The following is a 16,131-nucleotide window of genomic DNA, read 5'->3' as shown; positions in this document are numbered from 1 at the left end:
TATTTTCTGTACTCCACACAGTGTGCACGATCGACGTGGCGGTCGCCCGTCTGACTGCTATATGAACAGTAGACCACTCTCTATAGAGTATGTAGCGTCTGTCACGTAGGCTGCGGTAGATAGATGACGACACCGTCGTCGATGCGCCGATCCGGCGCTTCTGGTTCCGCGCCGAACCACTCGGGCACTCGGCCCCTCAGAATCTGCACCGAGCGATCGTGGCGTTCGCGTCCGACCGATCCCTACTGCCCGTGATCGCCAAGACACGCGGCGACCTGGGCAGTGCCGGCGAACAGAAGGTAGCCAGCGTCGATCATGCTCTGTGGTTTCACCAGGACGTCCAGATCGGCGAATGGCTGCTGTACGTCCAAGACAGCCCACACAGCGCAGCACGCGGGCTGGGTACCGCGCGCGGGCTGATCTACTCCTGCACAGGCGATCTCATAGCTACGGTGACCCAGCAGGGGTTTCGGCAGTGATGTTTTCGCAACCAAATCGCCCACCGAGAGGATCCGCTGTAGCGGCTCAACGTCAGAACGCCACAACAGCGGGGGTTTCGCGTTATCGGTCGTGGGCTGGACAATTTCAATCCGCGCACAGACACCGATACCGGCCACGATGCACACGCCCACACTGACCGGATCGCGACCGTGAAACGTCACATGTGACGAAATTCCCGAATGAGCAACCTAAACCATGGAAGCAGTGCGGAATTGGACATATCGTTGTTAGCCGCAATTAGGTATCATTGCGCAGCAACACATTTCACAGCTCGTGTCGACCGCTGACAGCTACCGGCTCGCTCAGGCCGGAGGATTCGTCGCGCCAACTACCGCTGGAAACCCAAAGCATCAGGGATCGATGATTTCCCGCGCGCCTACTAACGCAGTAGCTAAGATTGCGCAGTGGACTGTGTATGGCCACTTATTGGCAGGGATGAAGAACTGCGGCGCATCTGGGCGACTATCGAAGGCTCTGGTGATGGCTCTGGGGTTCTTGTGGCGGGCGGTGCCGGTGTTGGCAAGAGTCGGTTGGCGAGTGCTGCCGTCGCCGTACTTGCCAAACGTCACACCGTCCGGTGGGTCACCGCTACGGCCTCGGCCCGAACTCTTCCGTTGGGAGCGTTTGCTCAATGGGCACCGATCTCGCAGGCCGACCCGATGATGGTCATCCATACCGTCATCAAAGCGCTCACTGCCGGCGACAAGCCCGTAGTCGTGGCCGTCGACGACGTTCACCTGCTCGACGACCTGTCCGTCGTCGTCATCCAACAACTCGTGCAGCGCGGCCTTGCCAGGGTCGTGCTCACCCTGCGCAACACCGAACCGGCCCCCGACACCATTACCACCCTCTGGAAAGACGGGTTCCTCGACCGGCTCGATTTAGATCCCTTGCGCGAGAACGACACTGAACGCCTGCTTTCGCAGGCGCTCGCTGGGCCCGTCGCCCCCGCAACGGCGGCCGAACTGTGGAACCTGACCCGCGGCAATGTGCTGTTCCTGCGGCATCTCGTTCGCCAGGAACGGGACGCCGGACGGCTCGTGAGCGACGTCGGCACCTGGCAGTTGAGCGGTGAACCCGTCGTCTCACCCACCCTCGCCAAACTCATTACCGGCCAGCTTGGTTCGCTGACCGATGACACGGCAGAAGTCCTCGACTACCTCGCGATTGGCGAACCCATTGACGGCACGGTGTTGGAAATCCTCACCAGCCCGCATGCGGTCAAGGATGTGCATTCCCGCGGCCTCATCGACATGACCAGCGACAACGGCGAGATCGCCGTCCGCCTCAGCCACCCCCTCTACGGTGAAGTCCGTCGCAGCACTGGCAACCTCCTGCAACTGCGCCGCCTGCGCGGTCGTCTCGCAACCGCCCTTTCCGCCCGCGCTGATCCAACACCCGCAGCTTTGTTGCGACGGGCATTGCTGACACTCGAATCCGACCTGCCGCCCGACCTGGGGCTTTACCTCGCCGCAACTGCCACCGCACTACGGCTCCACGATGCTCTCCTCGCCCTTCGTTTCGCGGACGCCGGACACATATCTGACAGCGGCTTTCAAGGCGCGATGCTGCACTACTGGGTGCTCAATTACGTTGGTCGGGCACAGGATGCACTCACCCTGCTCGAGGCGCTCGATCAGAACGCGCTAACGATCGAGGAGCAACGGCGACTGTCCGTTATGCGTGTCGGCACCCTATGCTGGAGCCTCGGCGATCCCGAACGGGCGAGACAAGAACTGACAATCGCCAAGGAAGCGCCCCATAATCACAAATCATCCGAGCTAGCCGCATTCGAAGCACTCCTCGAGTCGGTGCAGGGCCGACCTGACAGCGCGATCGCCGCAGGAAACGTAGTCTTTCAGGCTGCGCCGAGCGATATGGCATTCGTGCTCACCTCATGCGCCCTGGTCATTGCCCACGGTTACTCGGGAAAGGCCGCCAAGGTTTTTCCGTTGACCAAGCGAGCCTCCGCTTTAGTCGCAACATCCAGCGATGCTGCCGCGCTGGAGTACGGGATCGTCTACTTCCACATCGAAGCAATGTTCATCGCGGGGTACCTTCAGGCCGCGGAACAAGTCATGACCCAGTTTGTCGAGTATGCCGCGAACACTCCCGGAACCATAGGTTTGTTTGTCTCATTACTCCACAGCTACGTTGACCTGTCCCAAGGTCGCCTGGACGCTGCGCTCGAGGTTCTGAACAGGGCGGATCGCGAATTCCGTACCACCACGTACGACAGATCAGCTGTCGTCAGCTGCCGGGTTTACCTGATTCTCGCGGTATCGCATCGCGGGGACGGGAAACGCGCAGCGGAGCTGGTTCGCGATCTCGACACGCTGAATCCATACGGCTTCCTCCGATCAGCGTGCATCCTCGCCAAAGCATGGGCTGCGGCCGCCCAGCAGATGATCGCCGATGCAATCCGCCTCGCCCGGAAGGCGGCCGCGATCGCGGCCGATCGCGGCCACTTCGGCCAAGAACTCATGTGTCTGCAAGCCGCATCGCAATTCGGCGATCGCACCACAGCGCACCGGCTGAACGAGCTCACCGCCCTCGTCGACGGGCCACGCGTCCACGCCGTTGCACTGCATGCCAGCGGCCTGACCAGAGCCAACGCCGAAAAACTCGCCGAAGCCTCACGACGGTACGAAGAAATCGGTGACATCGTCGCAGCGACCGATGCCTCCGCCCAGGCCGGAACTCTCTTCCGCGAACAGCAACATCACGGTTCCGCACTGACCGCTATCGAACGTGCGAGGACGCTGGCAGGCACCCACCGCGGACTCAACACCCCCGCACTGCGCCAAGCCGGCGAAACCACCCCACTCACGAGGCGGCAGCGCGAAATCGTCGCCCTCGTCTCCCAGGGCCTCACCAACAAAGAGATCGCCGAACGCCTCGGAGTCTCCGTCCGCACAGTCGAAGGCCACCGCTACCACGCCAGGCTGCGCTGATCGCGCGTTGCCGCAGTAATTAGAAATCGCGTAGTCGACTACGCGGTTCAGATCCGCGACTGAGCGTGACGATCATTGCTGTCCCATGCAACTCGAGAAGCGCTTCGGGGCGATAAGTCAGCCCCGCCTCCGGATGGTGCGTCCGGACTGCAGTGCGAAGCGTCCTCATGGAGGAGTAACCATGAATAACGACAAGCACCTCAAGCACCTCGGTGAGCTGGCGGTGGCAGTGGGCATAGGGCTTGCGGTCGCGCCGGCCGGCATAGCGGTGGCAGCACCGTCCGTCGGCGACTCGTCCACGTCGAGTTCCGACTCCTCTGACCAGGCATCGTCCGACGGGAGATCCACGGACCGATCCACGGACGGGACCTCGTCGGACAGGACGTCATCCGACGCATCGCGTACCGACTCGGACTCGTCGAGCGGCAGATCCGGATCGTCGACGACCGAGGACTCGACCACGGATTCGCAATCCACGTCCGGCACGGATTCGCAATCCACCTCCGGCACCGATACCCGATCTACCACGGGCACCGAATCCACGTCCGCCACCTCGAGCGACGACATGGACGGGTCCGGCGCGACGATCCCCGACCCCCCCACGACACCCGACCCCACGACACCCGACAGCTCGTCGACTGCAAACGACGGTGGCATGCCGGATTCGGGCACGACAGCAGACGAGTCCGAGCAGGTCGGATCGAGTTCTGCGACCACGGCACCGGCCACGATCGACGAGTCCGGTGCCGCGGTCGCGCCGGACGACCGGCCTCCGGCTGGAGCAGTCACCGGGCGATCGGATTCGTCCGCGTCATCGATCCCCGCACCGGGTGACGACCGCGCACCCGCGGGCAGCGTCATCGCGCCGAACCCCCCGACGACCCCGGTGACGGGCAGCTCCGGCACGGCACTCGACCCGTCCGCCACGGCGGAGGCCCCGGCAGCGCGCGGACCCGTCCCGGACGCGCCGGCAGCAATTCCGGAAGCAGTTCCGGCGACGGCTCCCGCGAACACCGCGATAGACGGGGCGACAGTCCTTACGCGGTCAGTGTCCGACATCCGTGCCGATGCGGCACAGGTCGGGACGCAGGCATTGGCCCCGGCTCTCCCCACCGCGGCGGTGGACGTCGCATCGAGTGTCGTGTCGAAGGTGCTCGGCGCGCTCGGGCTACGCCCATTCCTGTCGAACGATCCACAGGTACCGATCGAGTCGCCGACGTTCTGGGCGCTGGCCGCGGCATGGTGCCGTCGACAGGAGAAGGTGTTCACCACCGACGCGAACCCAGCGCTGGCTGCCGCCCCCGCCACGACCAGCCAGCCGATCGAATCGTTCGCCGTCACGAGCACCACATCCACCGTCACGAGCTCTGCGTCCACTGCCGGGCCGATCGTCGGTGTGCCCGACCGCAGCACCGGTTCGGTGCGCGGCTCGATCAATGCGTCCGGAAACCAACTCACGTACGCGGTCACCGGACCCCCGAGCGGGGGAACGGTCACCGTAGACGCGACCGGCGGCTTCACCTACACCCCCACGCAGGTAGCGCGCCAGGCCGCTGCGCTGAACCCGGACGCCAATTACGACTCGTTCACCGTCACCGTGACCTCCGGGCAGTCCAGCACCCCGGTGACCGTGCAGGTGCCGGTGTCGGCGGCACGGATGCAGGTCGCGCAGTCCACCACTGTCGGGTCCAACCCGTCCGGTGCGGTGTTCGCCGGCACCAGAACCTATGTGGCAAACCAGGGTTCGAAGAGCGTCTCCGTCCTCGACGCAACCAACGCCGTCGTCGGCTCGGTGTCCGTCGGCACCTCGCCGACCGGCGTCGCGGCCAATCCGGCCGGGACCCGGGTCTACGTCACCAACAGCGGCAGCGGCAACGTGTCGGTGATCAACACCGCCACCAATACCGTCGTGGCCACCGTCAAGACCGGCACCACACCCAATGCTGTCGCTGTCAATCCCGCCGGGACCCGCGCGTACGTCACCAACAGCGGCAGCGGCAACGTGTCGGTGATCAACACCGCCACCAATACCGTCGTGGCCACCGTCAAGACCGGCACCACACCCAATGCTGTCGCTGTCAATCCCGCCGGGACCCGCGCGTACGTCACCAACAGCGGCAGCGGCAACGTGTCGGTGATCAACACCGCCACCAATACCGTCGTGGCCACCGTCAAGACCGGCACCACACCCAATGCTGTCGCTGTCAATCCCGCCGGGACCCGCGCGTACGTCACCAACAGCGGCAGCAACACCGTCTCGGTCATCGACACCGCCACCAACACCGTCGTCGCCACCGTCGCTGTCGGTTCCCAGCCGACCGCCGTACGTGTCACCCCCGACGGAAGCGCAGCCTATGTCGTCTCCGATCCGGACAGGCTGACCGTCATCGACACGCGCACCAACACTGTCGTGTCCACACTCTCCCTCGACTCGCCCGCCGAGTCCGGTCCCCACTCCATCGCGCTGAGTGCCGACGGTTCCCGGATGCTCGTCACCGATGCGGCCGACGGGCGGGTGCGGGCCCTGACGCTCACATACGTGAACTCCGCGCCCACAGCGAGCTGGACGGCCGGCGCACCTCGGGCGTCCGACGGCGCGGTCGTCGTCACCCTCGTCGACCCCAGGGACCCGGATGGTGATCCGGTGACCTTGACGAACGCTGCGCCCGGGTCCGGATCGGTCCTCTCCGACGGCCCGACCTTCACCTACACCCCGACCGCCGCCGCCCGCGACCTCGCCCTGCAAACGCCGGGAGAGGACGCCGACCACTTCACCATCACCCTCACAGACAGCGGCCAAGCGGTGACGAACATCGTTGTCACCGTTCCGATCACGCCGGCGCCTGCCGCGGGTGTGTTCGACATCGACTCGACATCGATTCCGGCGGGAGGCAGCCCGACCGGGGCGGTTCTCGTCGGCGATCGGCTCTACGTCGTCAGCGAGGACGGCTTCGTGCAGGTCGTCGACCGCGACACCAACGCGGTCGTCGGGGCGCCGATCGCGGTCGACTGGGCGTCGTCGAACATCGCGGCCGCCTCGACGTGGGTGTACGTCAACAGCCCCTATACCGGCACCATCTCGGTGATCGACACGAGCACCGGCACCGTCGTCGACACGATCTCGGTTCCCACCACTCCCGACTACCAGGGCGGGACCCTGGCGCAGGAGTTGGCCGTCAGTCCCGACGGGACGCGCCTCTACGCCAGCGGTGAGGACGGCACGGTGTCGGTCATCGACACCGCAACGAACGAGGTGATCACCTCCGAACCCCTCGGATACTTCACCGATCTGGCCGTCAGCGAGGACGGCCGTCGCCTGTACGGCACGAGCGGCGCGTCCGTTACCGTGATCGACACCGAGTCCATGGCCAGGACGGCGGATGTCACTATCGGGCCTGCGTGGGACCTCACCCGCTCGAGCAGCGAGTTCACCGATGTCACCAGCAGTGTCGCGGTCAACGCGGACGGCACGCGAGCGTACGCCACGTACCACGTCAGCACCGTGGAGCTCGCCACCGGCGGCTACTCCAACGGACAGTTCATCACCGACGGCACCGGACGGCTCTGGCGTGTGACGGGCGGATACGAGGTCGTCGCGGTGATCGACGTCGACCCGTCCAGTACCACCTACGGGACCCAGCTCGCCGCGGTCCGGCTGCCAGAGGGAGCGCAAGACGTGGCGATCAGCGCGGACGGCGATCTGCTGTATGTCTCCGGCGCGGACGGCCGGACCGTCTCGGTGGTCGACACCTCGACATACGCCGTCCTCGGGACCTTCGTGACCGACCCGAACGGCTCGACCTCCGGGGCGTACGGGCCCTACCGATCCCTGCTCGTCGATCCGGACACCGGAACGCTGTATGTCACCGACTACACCGACGGCAAAGCGTATGCAGTCACCGGCGCACCGGGCGGCGCACCCGCCGCTGTGCTCACCTGACCGAAAAGACACGCTGGATGACGCGAACGGCCCCCGATCCCTTTGCGGGAGCGGGGGCCGTTCCGGCGGGTGCGACCTGTCACCGGGCTATGCGACGAGATTGCTTGCAGCCCAGGCCATGTGGGTACGTACGGCTTCGGCTGCGGCATGGGGGTCGCCGGTGTCGATGGCGTCGACGACCTCGTAGTGGCGGTCGGCGTCCATGTTTCCGACTGCTCGGTCACGGCCGGCGTACATGATGGACATGCGGATCGAGCCTTCGAGGTTCGTCCAGGAATGCAGCAGGGTTTCGTTGCCCGCGGACCGGCACAGCAGGCGATGGAAATCGAGGTCGGCTTCGATGCGGTCGTCCAGCGTTTCGTCCTTGGGCGCTTTGCTCATCAGGTCCAGCACGCCGCGGAGTTCTGCGGTGATCTTCGGGCGATCGCTGCTCACCGCGACGATGGACGCGGCAAGGCCCTCCAGCGCGGCCCGGACGGCGAAGATGTCGTTGATCTCCGTGGTGTCGAGATGCCGCACGTGGAGGCGCCCACGAGCCCCGGTGACCACGAGTCCTTCCTGCTGCAGCTGGCGAAGTGCTTCACGAAGGGTGCCTCTGCTGATCTGGAGGCGTTCGGAGAGTTCGGTCTCCACGAGGGCGCTGCGTGGGCGGAGTTCGCCGCTGGTGATGGCCGTGCGTAGCGCCGCCACGGCTTGCTGACGGAGGTTTGTCTTCTGCAGTCCGAGGAGAGCGCCGGGTTGCCCCATCGTGGAGACTCCTTTCGTCGGAGACGTCACCTGCGCCTCACTGCAGACAGTCAACCGCTGGCTGTCGACAGTGAGTCTACGGGAGGGTCTTCTCTCATCGGACTGCAGAGACATCGTGCCGCTTTCCTAGAGTTCGGCGAGGATGCGGGCTTCGACGCTGGAAGTCGACAGGCCGTACCGATCGTGGAGGGTGGGGAGCGCCCCGGCGTCGAGGAACTCGTCGGGCAGGGAAATCGAACCGACCTTCTTTCCGATTCCGCGTTCGACGATCGCCGAGGCGACCGTCTCGAACAGTCCACCGATCTTGGTGTGGTTCTCGAGAGTGAACGCAAGACGCGGGGTGTCGAGTTCGGCGAGTACCGTCTCGGCGTCGAACGGTTTGATCGTCGGGGTGTGCACGACAGCGACGTCGACGTTGTGCTTCTCCAGGTTGCTCGCGGCCTGGAGTGCCCGCATCGTCATGAGGCCGCTGGAGACGAGGACGACGTCGTTGCCGGGCCGGATGACTTTCGCCTTGCCGAGTTCGAAGGTGTAGTCGTACTCGTCGAGCACGGTCGCGACCTTGCCTCGCAGCAGCCGCAGATACGTGGGTCCATCGGATGCGGCGAGTTGCGGGACGGCCTGCTCGATGTCGAGGGAATCGCAGGGGTCGACGATCGTCAGGTTCGGCATGCCCCGGAAGATCGCGATGTCTTCGGTGGCTTGATGGCTGGGGCCGTAGCCGGTGGTCAGGCCGGGGAGGCCGCCGATGATGTTGACGTTGAGGTTCGGCTCGGCGATGTCGAGGCACAGGAAGTCGTAGGCGCGGCGCGCCGCGAACACCGAATAGGTGGACGCGAACGGGATCAGGCCGGTTTCGGCCATCCCGGCGGCGGCGCCCAGCAGGAGTTGCTCGGCCATGCCCATCTGGAAGAACCGGTCCGGGAAGGCCTGCGCGAAGATGTGCATGTCGGTGTATTTCGCGAGGTCCGCGCTCAATCCGACGATCTTGTCGTTGCTCTCGGCGGCCTTGACCAACGCGTGCCCGAACGGTGCGGTGGCGGTGCGCTGGCCCGGGTCGACGAAGGAGGCGATCATCGCCGAGGTCTTGAGTTTCGGGGGAGTGGTGGTGGTCATGCCTGGACCTCGTTTTCCTGCAGGTAAGCGGTGTCGGTGAAGCGGTTCGTCAGCTGGTCGCGGCAGACGGCCCACTCGTGCTCGTCGATGCGCATGAAGTGTGCCTTCTCGCGGGTCTCCAGCAACGGGACGCCGAATCCGATCTTGGTGTCGCAGATGATCACCGACGGTGTGCCGACGGGTGCTGCGGACGCACAGGCGGAGTCGAATGCCCGATCCAGTGCCGCGGGGTCGTTGCCGTCGACGCGGTGAACGTTCCACCCTGCGGCGGCCCACTTGTCGTGAACGGGCTCGATGCCCAGAACACCTTCGGTAGGACCGTCGGCTTGGAGCGCATTCATGTCGACCATGGCGATCAGGTTGCCGAGGCGGTGATGGTGGGCGCCCATGGCCGCTTCCCACGTCGAACCCTCGTCGAGTTCGCCGTCGGAGAGAAAGTTGAAGACGCGGGACGACGAATTCTGTAACCGCAGGCCGAGTGCCATGCCGACGGCGACGGCGAGTCCGTGACCGAGGGATCCGCCGGAGATCTCCATCCCCGGCGTGTAGCTGGCCATTCCGGACATCGGAAGCCGGGAGTCGTCGGAGCCGTAGGTGTCGAGTTCGGCGACGTCGACGATGCCGGCTTCGCCGAGCGCGGCGTAGAGGCCGATGGCGTAGTGCCCGGTGGAGAGCAGGAAGCGGTCGCGTTCGTCCCAGTGCGGGTCTTCGGGCCGGTAGTTCAGGCGGTCGGCATAGACGGCAGCGAAGATGTCGGCCGCGCCGAGTGCCTGCCCGACGTATCCCTGACCTTGGGCCTCGCCCATGTCGATGATGTGATGGCGCATGCGGTAGGCGAAGCGGGCTGCGTTCTCGATCCGAGCCTGCGGGTTCTGAACCGGGGCGGTTGTGGTTGTCACAGATGTTCCATTTCACGTGTGGGGACGACGGAGGGCTGAGGGGTGTCGCGTTCGGCTACCTCGGCGAGCCGGCGTTCGGTCGGGCCCCAGGTTTCCTTGGTGGCGATTGCGGATACGAGTCCGATCAGCGCGTAGACGATGAACAGCAGTGCCGGGCCCAGCCATCCGAGCCAGACGAACAGCAGTGTGGTGATGAACGGGGTGAAGCCGGAGACCATGGCCGAGATCTGGTAGGCGAGCGAGGCGCCCGATGCGCGCCGGGATGCGGTGAACAGTTCGGGGAACCAGGCGCCCTGGGCGCCGGCGAGTGCGTTCTGGCAGACGGCGTAGGACAGGACGATCGTGGCGACGACGAAGAAGAACAGGCCGGTGTTCACGAGCAGGAACATCGGAACGCCGAAGAGCGCTGAAAATGTGCAGATCCCGATGTAGAGGGGTCGTCGGCCGATGCGGTCGGTCAGTGCTGCCCACCCCACCGTGGCGAAGATGCCGATGCCGGACGCGATGCACAGGGCGGTGATCGTCTCCGAGGTCGATGCCAGGCTCTGGGTGTGCAGGTAGGAGATCATGTAGGTGACCGACACTGCGTAACCCGCTGTCTCGGCGACGCGAAGGCCGATGCCCCGCAGAATGTTTCGCCAGTCGTGCTTGATCGCATCCTTGATGGGGGAGGCGGTGACGCCGGCTTCCTTGACGTCGTCGAAGACGGGGGATTCGGGGACCTTGGAGCGGATGATCAGCCCGACCGCGACGAGGACGATGCTGAACAGGAACGGAACCCGCCACGCCCAGTCGCCGCCGAGGTGGACGCTGCCGAGGAAGACGAGGTTCGCCAGGAGCAGTCCGACGGGGAACCCGGCCTGCACGATGCCGGTGAATCTGCCCTTCTTACGCCAGGGAGCGTGTTCGTAGCTCATCAGGATCGCCCCGCCCCACTCGGCGCCGAAAGCGAGGCCCTGGATGATTCGGACGGCGACGAGCAGGGCCGGGGCGATGATGCCCACCTGGGCGTAGGTGGGGAGCAAACCGATCGCGAACGTGGCGATTCCCATGAGGATCAGTGATCCGACGAGGACCGGCTTGCGGCCGACCTTGTCGCCGAGGTGTCCTCCGACGATGCCGCCGAGCGGGCGGGCCGCGAACCCGACGCCGAGGGTGGCGAACGCGGCCAGGGTGCCGGTCACCGAATTCTCGCCGGGAAAGAACGCGGTACCGAAATACAGTGCGGCGGCGGTGCCGAAGCCGATGAAATCGTAGGTTTCGATGACGGCACCGACCGAGGACCCGACGGCGACGCGCTTGGCGTCTTTGGTGCCGTGGACCGGTCCGCGCATCTCGAGAGCGTTTTCGCCCATTGGGAACCCTCCTCCAGAGGTAGTGATAACAACTCGTCCAGCGTGACCGTCGACTGTCAACAGTAACTATTGTGACCCACTGCACTATCACTGTCAACAGTCAACCGTCGCCGGTTGACTGTTGGCCGAATGGGACCTACTGTGGGCCGCATCACTGATGAGGCAGCAAGGAGAACGGCGATGATCGACGCTCGACTCGGGTGCTCGACGATCTCGTTCCGGCATCTGGACCTCGGAAGCGCACTGTCCGAGATCAGCCGACTCGGTTTCGGTGAAATTGACCTGGGTTCCCTACCGGGCGTCTGCGAACACGTCCCGATCGCGCTCACGAAGTCCGACGTCGACCAGGTCGCGGACCTGGTAAAGCGGTCCGGTCTCACCGTCCGATCCATCAACTGCGATGTCGGCGACCTGAACGATCCGCGAGTCGACGTTCCGACGTCCGGTCACCTCACCGGGTTACTGGAACTGGCTGCAGCGACGGGAGCACGAGCACTCGTGCTGCCGAACGGTGCACTCGACCACGCACCCATCGCAGACCTCGACTCGGACTTGGACCGCGTCGCCGACAACCTGGCCTACGTCCTCGGGCGAGCCCGGCCCTACGGCCTCGACGTGTGGACCGAATCGCTGCACGTGTTCCGGTTGTGCTGCAACCTGGACCGGGCGGCGGAGCTGACGTCCCGGTTGGATCCGGCAATCGGCATCGTCATGGACTTCAGTCACATCGTGGCCTCCGGCGGCGACCCGGTGCGATTCGTCGGCACCTTCGCCGAGCGCATCACCCACGTCCACATCAGGGACGCCACATTCGGCCGGGTCGTACTCGACCGAGACTGTGTTGTCGACGAACCGGGCAACATCAACTGCAGTGTCGGGCGCGGCGCCGTCGCGTTCGGCGCCGGCATCGATGCGCTGCACGCCGCGGGTTTCGCCGGGCACTACACCCTCGAACTCGAAACCCGAGACATCACCGACGACGAACGACCCGCGGCGGCCGCGGACGCGGCACGCACCGTCACGGCACTTCTCAATCGCAACAGCTGATCACACGACAAACCAGGAGACACACATGAGCACCACGATCCGCACCGCAGTCGTCACCGGCGCTACATCCGAGAAGGGAATCGGCCGGGCCACGGCCGAACGCTACGCCGAAGACGGTTGGGCCGTAGTCATTCTCGACCTCGACGGGGAACTGTCGGCGAAGGTTGCCGCCGAGATCGGCAGCACCTACAACGTGCCGGCATTCGGTCATGCCATCGACGTCTCCGAGGAAGCATCGGTTCAGTCGGCCTACGCCGCCACCGAGGCCGAGGTCGATGCCGGATCCTTGCCGCCGGTCGGGGCGCTTGCCAACATCGCGGGGATCACCTCGCCGGTCCCGTTCCTCGAGACCACCCTCGAGCTGTGGAACAAGGTCTTCGCCGTGAACGCAACCGGGACCTACCTGGTGACCAAGGCCTTCCTGCCGGACATGATCGACCAGGGTTGGGGCCGTATCGTGACGATGTCTTCGGTGTCCGCGCAGCGTGGCGGGGGAGTGTTCGGCAAGGTTCCGTACTCGTCGGCCAAGGCCGCGGTTCTCGGGTTCACGAAATCCCTTGCTCGCGAACTCGAGGACACCGGTGTGACCATCAATGCCGTCACACCGGGAGCGGTAGACACGAACATCCGGGTCGGTAGCACCGAGGAACAGGAAACCACGATCGCGCAGGGCATCCCTCTCGGACGCACCGCGACCACACGCGAAGTTGCCTCGGTCATCACCTTCCTGTCCTCGGAAGACGCCGCCTACCTGACAGGTACGACCATCGACATCAACGGTGGAAGCCACATGCACTGATCCGCCCGAGTGCTCGGCGACTGGCCGACGTGTGCTGAGTGACGCAATATTCGTTATCCGCAGGCAAAACAATTGTGGCGCAACGGCCGCCGACGGCTACGTCGCAACGGACACTAGGAGGTAGTGAGGTCGCGCCGGCGGAACAACATGACCCCGGTGGCACCGACGCCGAGCGCGAGCACCGTGAGCCACACCAGCGGGGTCGCGGTCACGTCTGCGGCCGGCACCGCGGGGACGTGGGTGAAGGGGGACAGGTCCCGGATCTTCTGGGGTAGCCCCAGCAGTGGCCCGAAGAATCCGAAGATCAAGCAGGCTGCGAGCACACCCCAGGACAGCCCCGCCGACCAGGCCGGGGCACCTCCGAACAGCAGCACGACCAGGGCCGCGACCACGGCGATCGCTGGTACGAAGACGAGGGCCGCCCCCGTGAGACTCACAACATTCCCGGGCACGTCCTCGGTCACCAGACCGTAGGCGAGTCCGCTCGCGGCGCCGGTGACCATCTGCAGGACGACGATGCCGGTCACGACCAGGCCGATGTGCGCGAGCATCCACCGCGGACGCGAGACCGCTGTCGCGAGAACGGGTTCGAGCCGACCGGCCGTCTCCTCGGCACGCATCCGCAGCAGCGCCTGCACGGCGTAGCCGGCGACCGCGATCGCCATCATGCCGAAGATCGTGGCGAAGTAGGCGTCGACCATGTCCGTGGTGCCGCCGCCCAGCTGCTCCATCATGTCGGCCACCTGGTCGCCCTCGCCGAGGAAGTCGTCGATCTGGTTGCCGATCGCCCCGTACACCACCGCGAGCACGGCGATGCCGAACGCCCACCAGAACAGGATCGTCCGCTGCATCCGCCACGCCGATCCGACTGCCGTCGGCAGCGAACGGGGCGCCCGGGCGGGCCCCGGTCGGGTCGGGACCAGTCCCGAGCCGACGTCCCGGTGCTCGGTGAGGACGAATGCGCCGGACCCGACCACCAGCGCGAACACTACGGGCAACGCCAGGACCCACCAGGCGTTGTCGTCGTACGGCCGGATCTGCTCGGCCCAGCCGATCGGCGACACCCACGTCGGCCAGCCGCTGATCACCCGGGTGCCGTCCTCCGTCACAGTGCCCGTCATGTCGCCTACCGCGCGCAACAGGAACGCCACCCCGAGCGCGGCACCGGCCAGGCCGTTCGCGGTCCGGGCGCTGTCCGTCACCTGTGCCGTGACCGCGGCGATCGCCGCGAACGCGATGCCGACCCCGGCCACCGCCGCGCCGAGCGCCAGGGACCCGTCGAGCGGCAGGCCCTGTGCCACCAGGACGACGACGTTGAGGAGTCCGAGCACCAGGTTGGCCCCGACGGCGACCACCAGAGCGGCAGTGAGTAGTGCCGCGCGCCCGACAACGGCGGACTCGACGAGTTCGGCGCGGCCCGTCTCCTCGTTCTGGCGGGTGTGCCGCACGACCAGCAGCGTGGTCATCAAGGCGGCGGCGAGCGACAGCGGCATGACGATCTGACACGCGAGCAGGGCCCCGGCGCTGTAGCCGGAGACGAGACCGTTGGTGGCCAATGCGACGGGCGATGCCGCGGTGGCGATCGCGAAGCTGCGCAGGTCGGCCTCCGTGGGATACAGACCGAGCACGCTCGAGGCCGAGAACACCTGCAGCGCGGTGAGGGCGAGCAGCCACACCGGCAACTGGACACGGTCGCGGCGCAGGGCGAGTCGCACGAGCCGGGCAGTGCCCGCGTATCGGCCCCGCCCCGTCGACTCGGAGGGCGGTGCCGGTGCCGGTGCCGTCCGGGTACTCATGGCGTCCGCGTCCCGGATTCGGCTTGCCGGTGGTTCTCGCCCTCCCGGGCCGGTTCGTCGCCGTAGTGCCGGAGGAACAACTCCTCCAGTGTGGGCGGCGTCGACGTCAGCGACAGGACACCGAACGGCAGCAGCTGCCGGAGCACCCCGTCGATCGCACTGGTGTCCACCTCACAGCGGGTGTGCAGGCCGTCGACCCGCACATCGTGCACACCCTCGACGGCGTCGAGTCCGGTCACCGGCCGCTGCGTCTCGGCGGTGATGGACGTGCGTGTGAGGTGGCGCAGTTCGGCGAGTGTGCCGGTCTCCACCGTCCGGCCCTCGCGGATGATGCTCACCCGATCGCACAGCGCCTCGACCTCGGCCAGGATGTGACTCGACAGCAGAACCGTCTTTCCCGCGTCCGACATCTCCTCGACACAGTCCTGGAACACCGACTCCATCAAGGGATCGAGCCCCGACGTGGGTTCGTCGAGAACGTACAGTTCGACGTCAGACGCGAAGGCCGCCACCAGAGCGACCTTCTGCCGGTTGCCCTTGGAGTACGCGCGTGCCTTCTTCGTCGGATCGAGTTCGAACCGTTCGAGCAGTTCGGCGCGCCGCGACTCGTCCAGCCCGCCGCGCAAGCCCGCGAGAAGATCGATCGCCTCACCGCCGGAGAGATTGGGCCACAAATTCACGTCACCCGGAACGTAGGCGAGCCGCCGATGCAGCGACACCGAGTCGCGCCAGGGGTCTCCGCCCAGCAGTTGGACGTCGCCCGAGTCCGCACGCAGCAGGCCGAGCAGCACGCGGATGGTCGTCGACTTGCCGGAACCGTTGGGGCCGAGGAAGCCGTGTACTTCCCCGGGGCCGACGTCGAGGTCGAGGCCGTCGAGCGCGCGGGTCGGCCCGAACGTCTTGACGAGATTCTGCACCGAGATCGCAGCCATGCTGGCGACGCTACGCCGGTCCGCGGGCGGTGACACCAGCGTTGC

General features: G+C 65.9%; 12 protein-coding genes. 5 read left to right on the top strand and 7 right to left on the bottom strand.

Going from position 1 to position 16,131, the window contains the following annotated elements; all coding sequences use genetic code 11:
* Positions 1-119: 119 nt before the first annotated feature.
* Both H0B43_RS17115 and H0B43_RS42850 read left to right on the top strand, forming a co-directional pair.
* Entirely contained in the window at positions 120-479 is a 360-nt protein-coding gene (locus tag H0B43_RS17115; protein ID WP_312037643.1) for an acyl-CoA thioesterase domain-containing protein, read from the top strand.
* 426 nt (positions 480-905) lie between these two features.
* Positions 906-3,455, top strand: coding sequence for a LuxR C-terminal-related transcriptional regulator (locus H0B43_RS42850; protein ID WP_312033716.1), 2,550 nt, complete (start codon positions 906-908; stop codon positions 3,453-3,455).
* 165 nt (positions 3,456-3,620) lie between these two features.
* Here the strand turns inward: H0B43_RS42850 and H0B43_RS41605 are convergent, their stop codons facing one another.
* Positions 3,621-4,514: a hypothetical protein gene (locus tag H0B43_RS41605; RefSeq protein ID WP_252189768.1), complete on the bottom strand. Its 894-nt coding sequence runs from the start codon at positions 4,512-4,514 to the stop codon at positions 3,621-3,623.
* On the opposite strand from H0B43_RS41605, the gene H0B43_RS41600 reads away from it, so the two are divergent.
* Positions 4,504-7,395, top strand: a complete 2,892-nt coding sequence (locus H0B43_RS41600; RefSeq protein WP_312033717.1) for an Ig-like domain-containing protein — start codon at positions 4,504-4,506, stop codon at positions 7,393-7,395. The genes H0B43_RS41605 and H0B43_RS41600 overlap by 11 nt on opposite strands.
* An 87-nt stretch (positions 7,396-7,482) precedes the next feature.
* Here H0B43_RS41600 and H0B43_RS17100 read toward each other — a convergent pair whose 3' ends face one another.
* The 4 genes from H0B43_RS17100 to H0B43_RS17085 all read right to left on the bottom strand — a co-directional run bounded on the left by H0B43_RS17100 (position 7,483) and on the right by H0B43_RS17085 (position 11,512).
* Entirely contained in the window at positions 7,483-8,142 is a 660-nt protein-coding gene (locus H0B43_RS17100) for a GntR family transcriptional regulator (protein WP_185726843.1), read from the bottom strand.
* 126 nt (positions 8,143-8,268) lie between these two features.
* Positions 8,269-9,258, bottom strand: coding sequence for a transketolase family protein (locus tag H0B43_RS17095; protein WP_185726844.1), 990 nt, complete (start codon positions 9,256-9,258; stop codon positions 8,269-8,271).
* Positions 9,255-10,085 (bottom strand): transketolase, encoded by an 831-nt coding sequence (locus H0B43_RS17090; protein WP_185729925.1) that lies wholly within the window; start codon positions 10,083-10,085, stop codon positions 9,255-9,257. Before H0B43_RS17090 ends, H0B43_RS17095 begins: the two co-directional genes overlap by 4 nt.
* 68 nt (positions 10,086-10,153) lie before the next feature.
* Positions 10,154-11,512: an MFS transporter gene (locus H0B43_RS17085; protein WP_185726845.1), complete on the bottom strand. Its 1,359-nt coding sequence runs from the start codon at positions 11,510-11,512 to the stop codon at positions 10,154-10,156.
* 180 nt (positions 11,513-11,692) lie between these two features.
* Here H0B43_RS17085 and H0B43_RS17080 point away from each other — a divergent pair, with 180 nt between their 5' ends.
* Complete coding sequence (locus tag H0B43_RS17080) at positions 11,693-12,559, top strand: sugar phosphate isomerase/epimerase (protein WP_185726846.1); 867 nt, start codon at positions 11,693-11,695, stop codon at positions 12,557-12,559.
* Between the two features lie 25 nt (positions 12,560-12,584).
* The gene (locus H0B43_RS17075) at positions 12,585-13,358 is read left to right on the top strand and encodes an SDR family NAD(P)-dependent oxidoreductase (RefSeq protein ID WP_185726847.1); all 774 of its coding nucleotides are present in this window, start codon (positions 12,585-12,587) and stop codon (positions 13,356-13,358) included.
* Between the two features lie 113 nt (positions 13,359-13,471).
* Here the strand turns inward: H0B43_RS17075 and H0B43_RS17070 are convergent, their stop codons facing one another.
* Both H0B43_RS17070 and H0B43_RS17065 read right to left on the bottom strand, forming a co-directional pair.
* Positions 13,472-15,154, bottom strand: coding sequence for an ABC transporter permease (locus H0B43_RS17070; RefSeq protein WP_185726848.1), 1,683 nt, complete (start codon positions 15,152-15,154; stop codon positions 13,472-13,474).
* Entirely contained in the window at positions 15,151-16,086 is a 936-nt protein-coding gene (locus H0B43_RS17065; protein ID WP_185726849.1) for an ABC transporter ATP-binding protein, read from the bottom strand. The genes H0B43_RS17070 and H0B43_RS17065 overlap by 4 nt, the downstream gene beginning before the upstream one ends.
* Positions 16,087-16,131 lie beyond the last annotated feature (45 nt).

The sequence above is a fragment of the Rhodococcus sp. 4CII genome (assembly GCF_014256275.1).
GTDB classification, from domain to species: Bacteria; Actinomycetota; Actinomycetes; order Mycobacteriales; family Mycobacteriaceae; genus Rhodococcus_F; species Rhodococcus_F wratislaviensis_A.
This window is presented reverse-complemented; position numbering and strand designations above follow the sequence as displayed.

What these genes read in the sequence shown, in the direction of transcription:
- H0B43_RS41605 (WP_252189768.1), bottom strand. Translation starts at nt 4,514, where the DNA reads ATGTCGGACACTGACCGCGTAAGGACTGTCGCCCCGTCTATCGCGGTG.
- H0B43_RS17100 (WP_185726843.1), bottom strand. Translation starts at nt 8,142, where the DNA reads ATGGGGCAACCCGGCGCTCTCCTCGGACTGCAGAAGACAAACCTCCGT.
- H0B43_RS17095 (WP_185726844.1), bottom strand. Translation starts at nt 9,258, where the DNA reads ATGACCACCACCACTCCCCCGAAACTCAAGACCTCGGCGATGATCGCC.
- H0B43_RS17090 (WP_185729925.1), bottom strand. Translation starts at nt 10,085, where the DNA reads ATGCGCCATCACATCATCGACATGGGCGAGGCCCAAGGTCAGGGATAC.
- H0B43_RS17085 (WP_185726845.1), bottom strand. Translation starts at nt 11,512, where the DNA reads ATGGGCGAAAACGCTCTCGAGATGCGCGGACCGGTCCACGGCACCAAA.
- H0B43_RS17080 (WP_185726846.1), top strand. Translation starts at nt 11,693, where the DNA reads ATGATCGACGCTCGACTCGGGTGCTCGACGATCTCGTTCCGGCATCTG.
- H0B43_RS17075 (WP_185726847.1), top strand. Translation starts at nt 12,585, where the DNA reads ATGAGCACCACGATCCGCACCGCAGTCGTCACCGGCGCTACATCCGAG.
- H0B43_RS17070 (WP_185726848.1), bottom strand. Translation starts at nt 15,154, where the DNA reads ATGAGTACCCGGACGGCACCGGCACCGGCACCGCCCTCCGAGTCGACG.
- H0B43_RS17065 (WP_185726849.1), bottom strand. Translation starts at nt 16,086, where the DNA reads ATGGCTGCGATCTCGGTGCAGAATCTCGTCAAGACGTTCGGGCCGACC.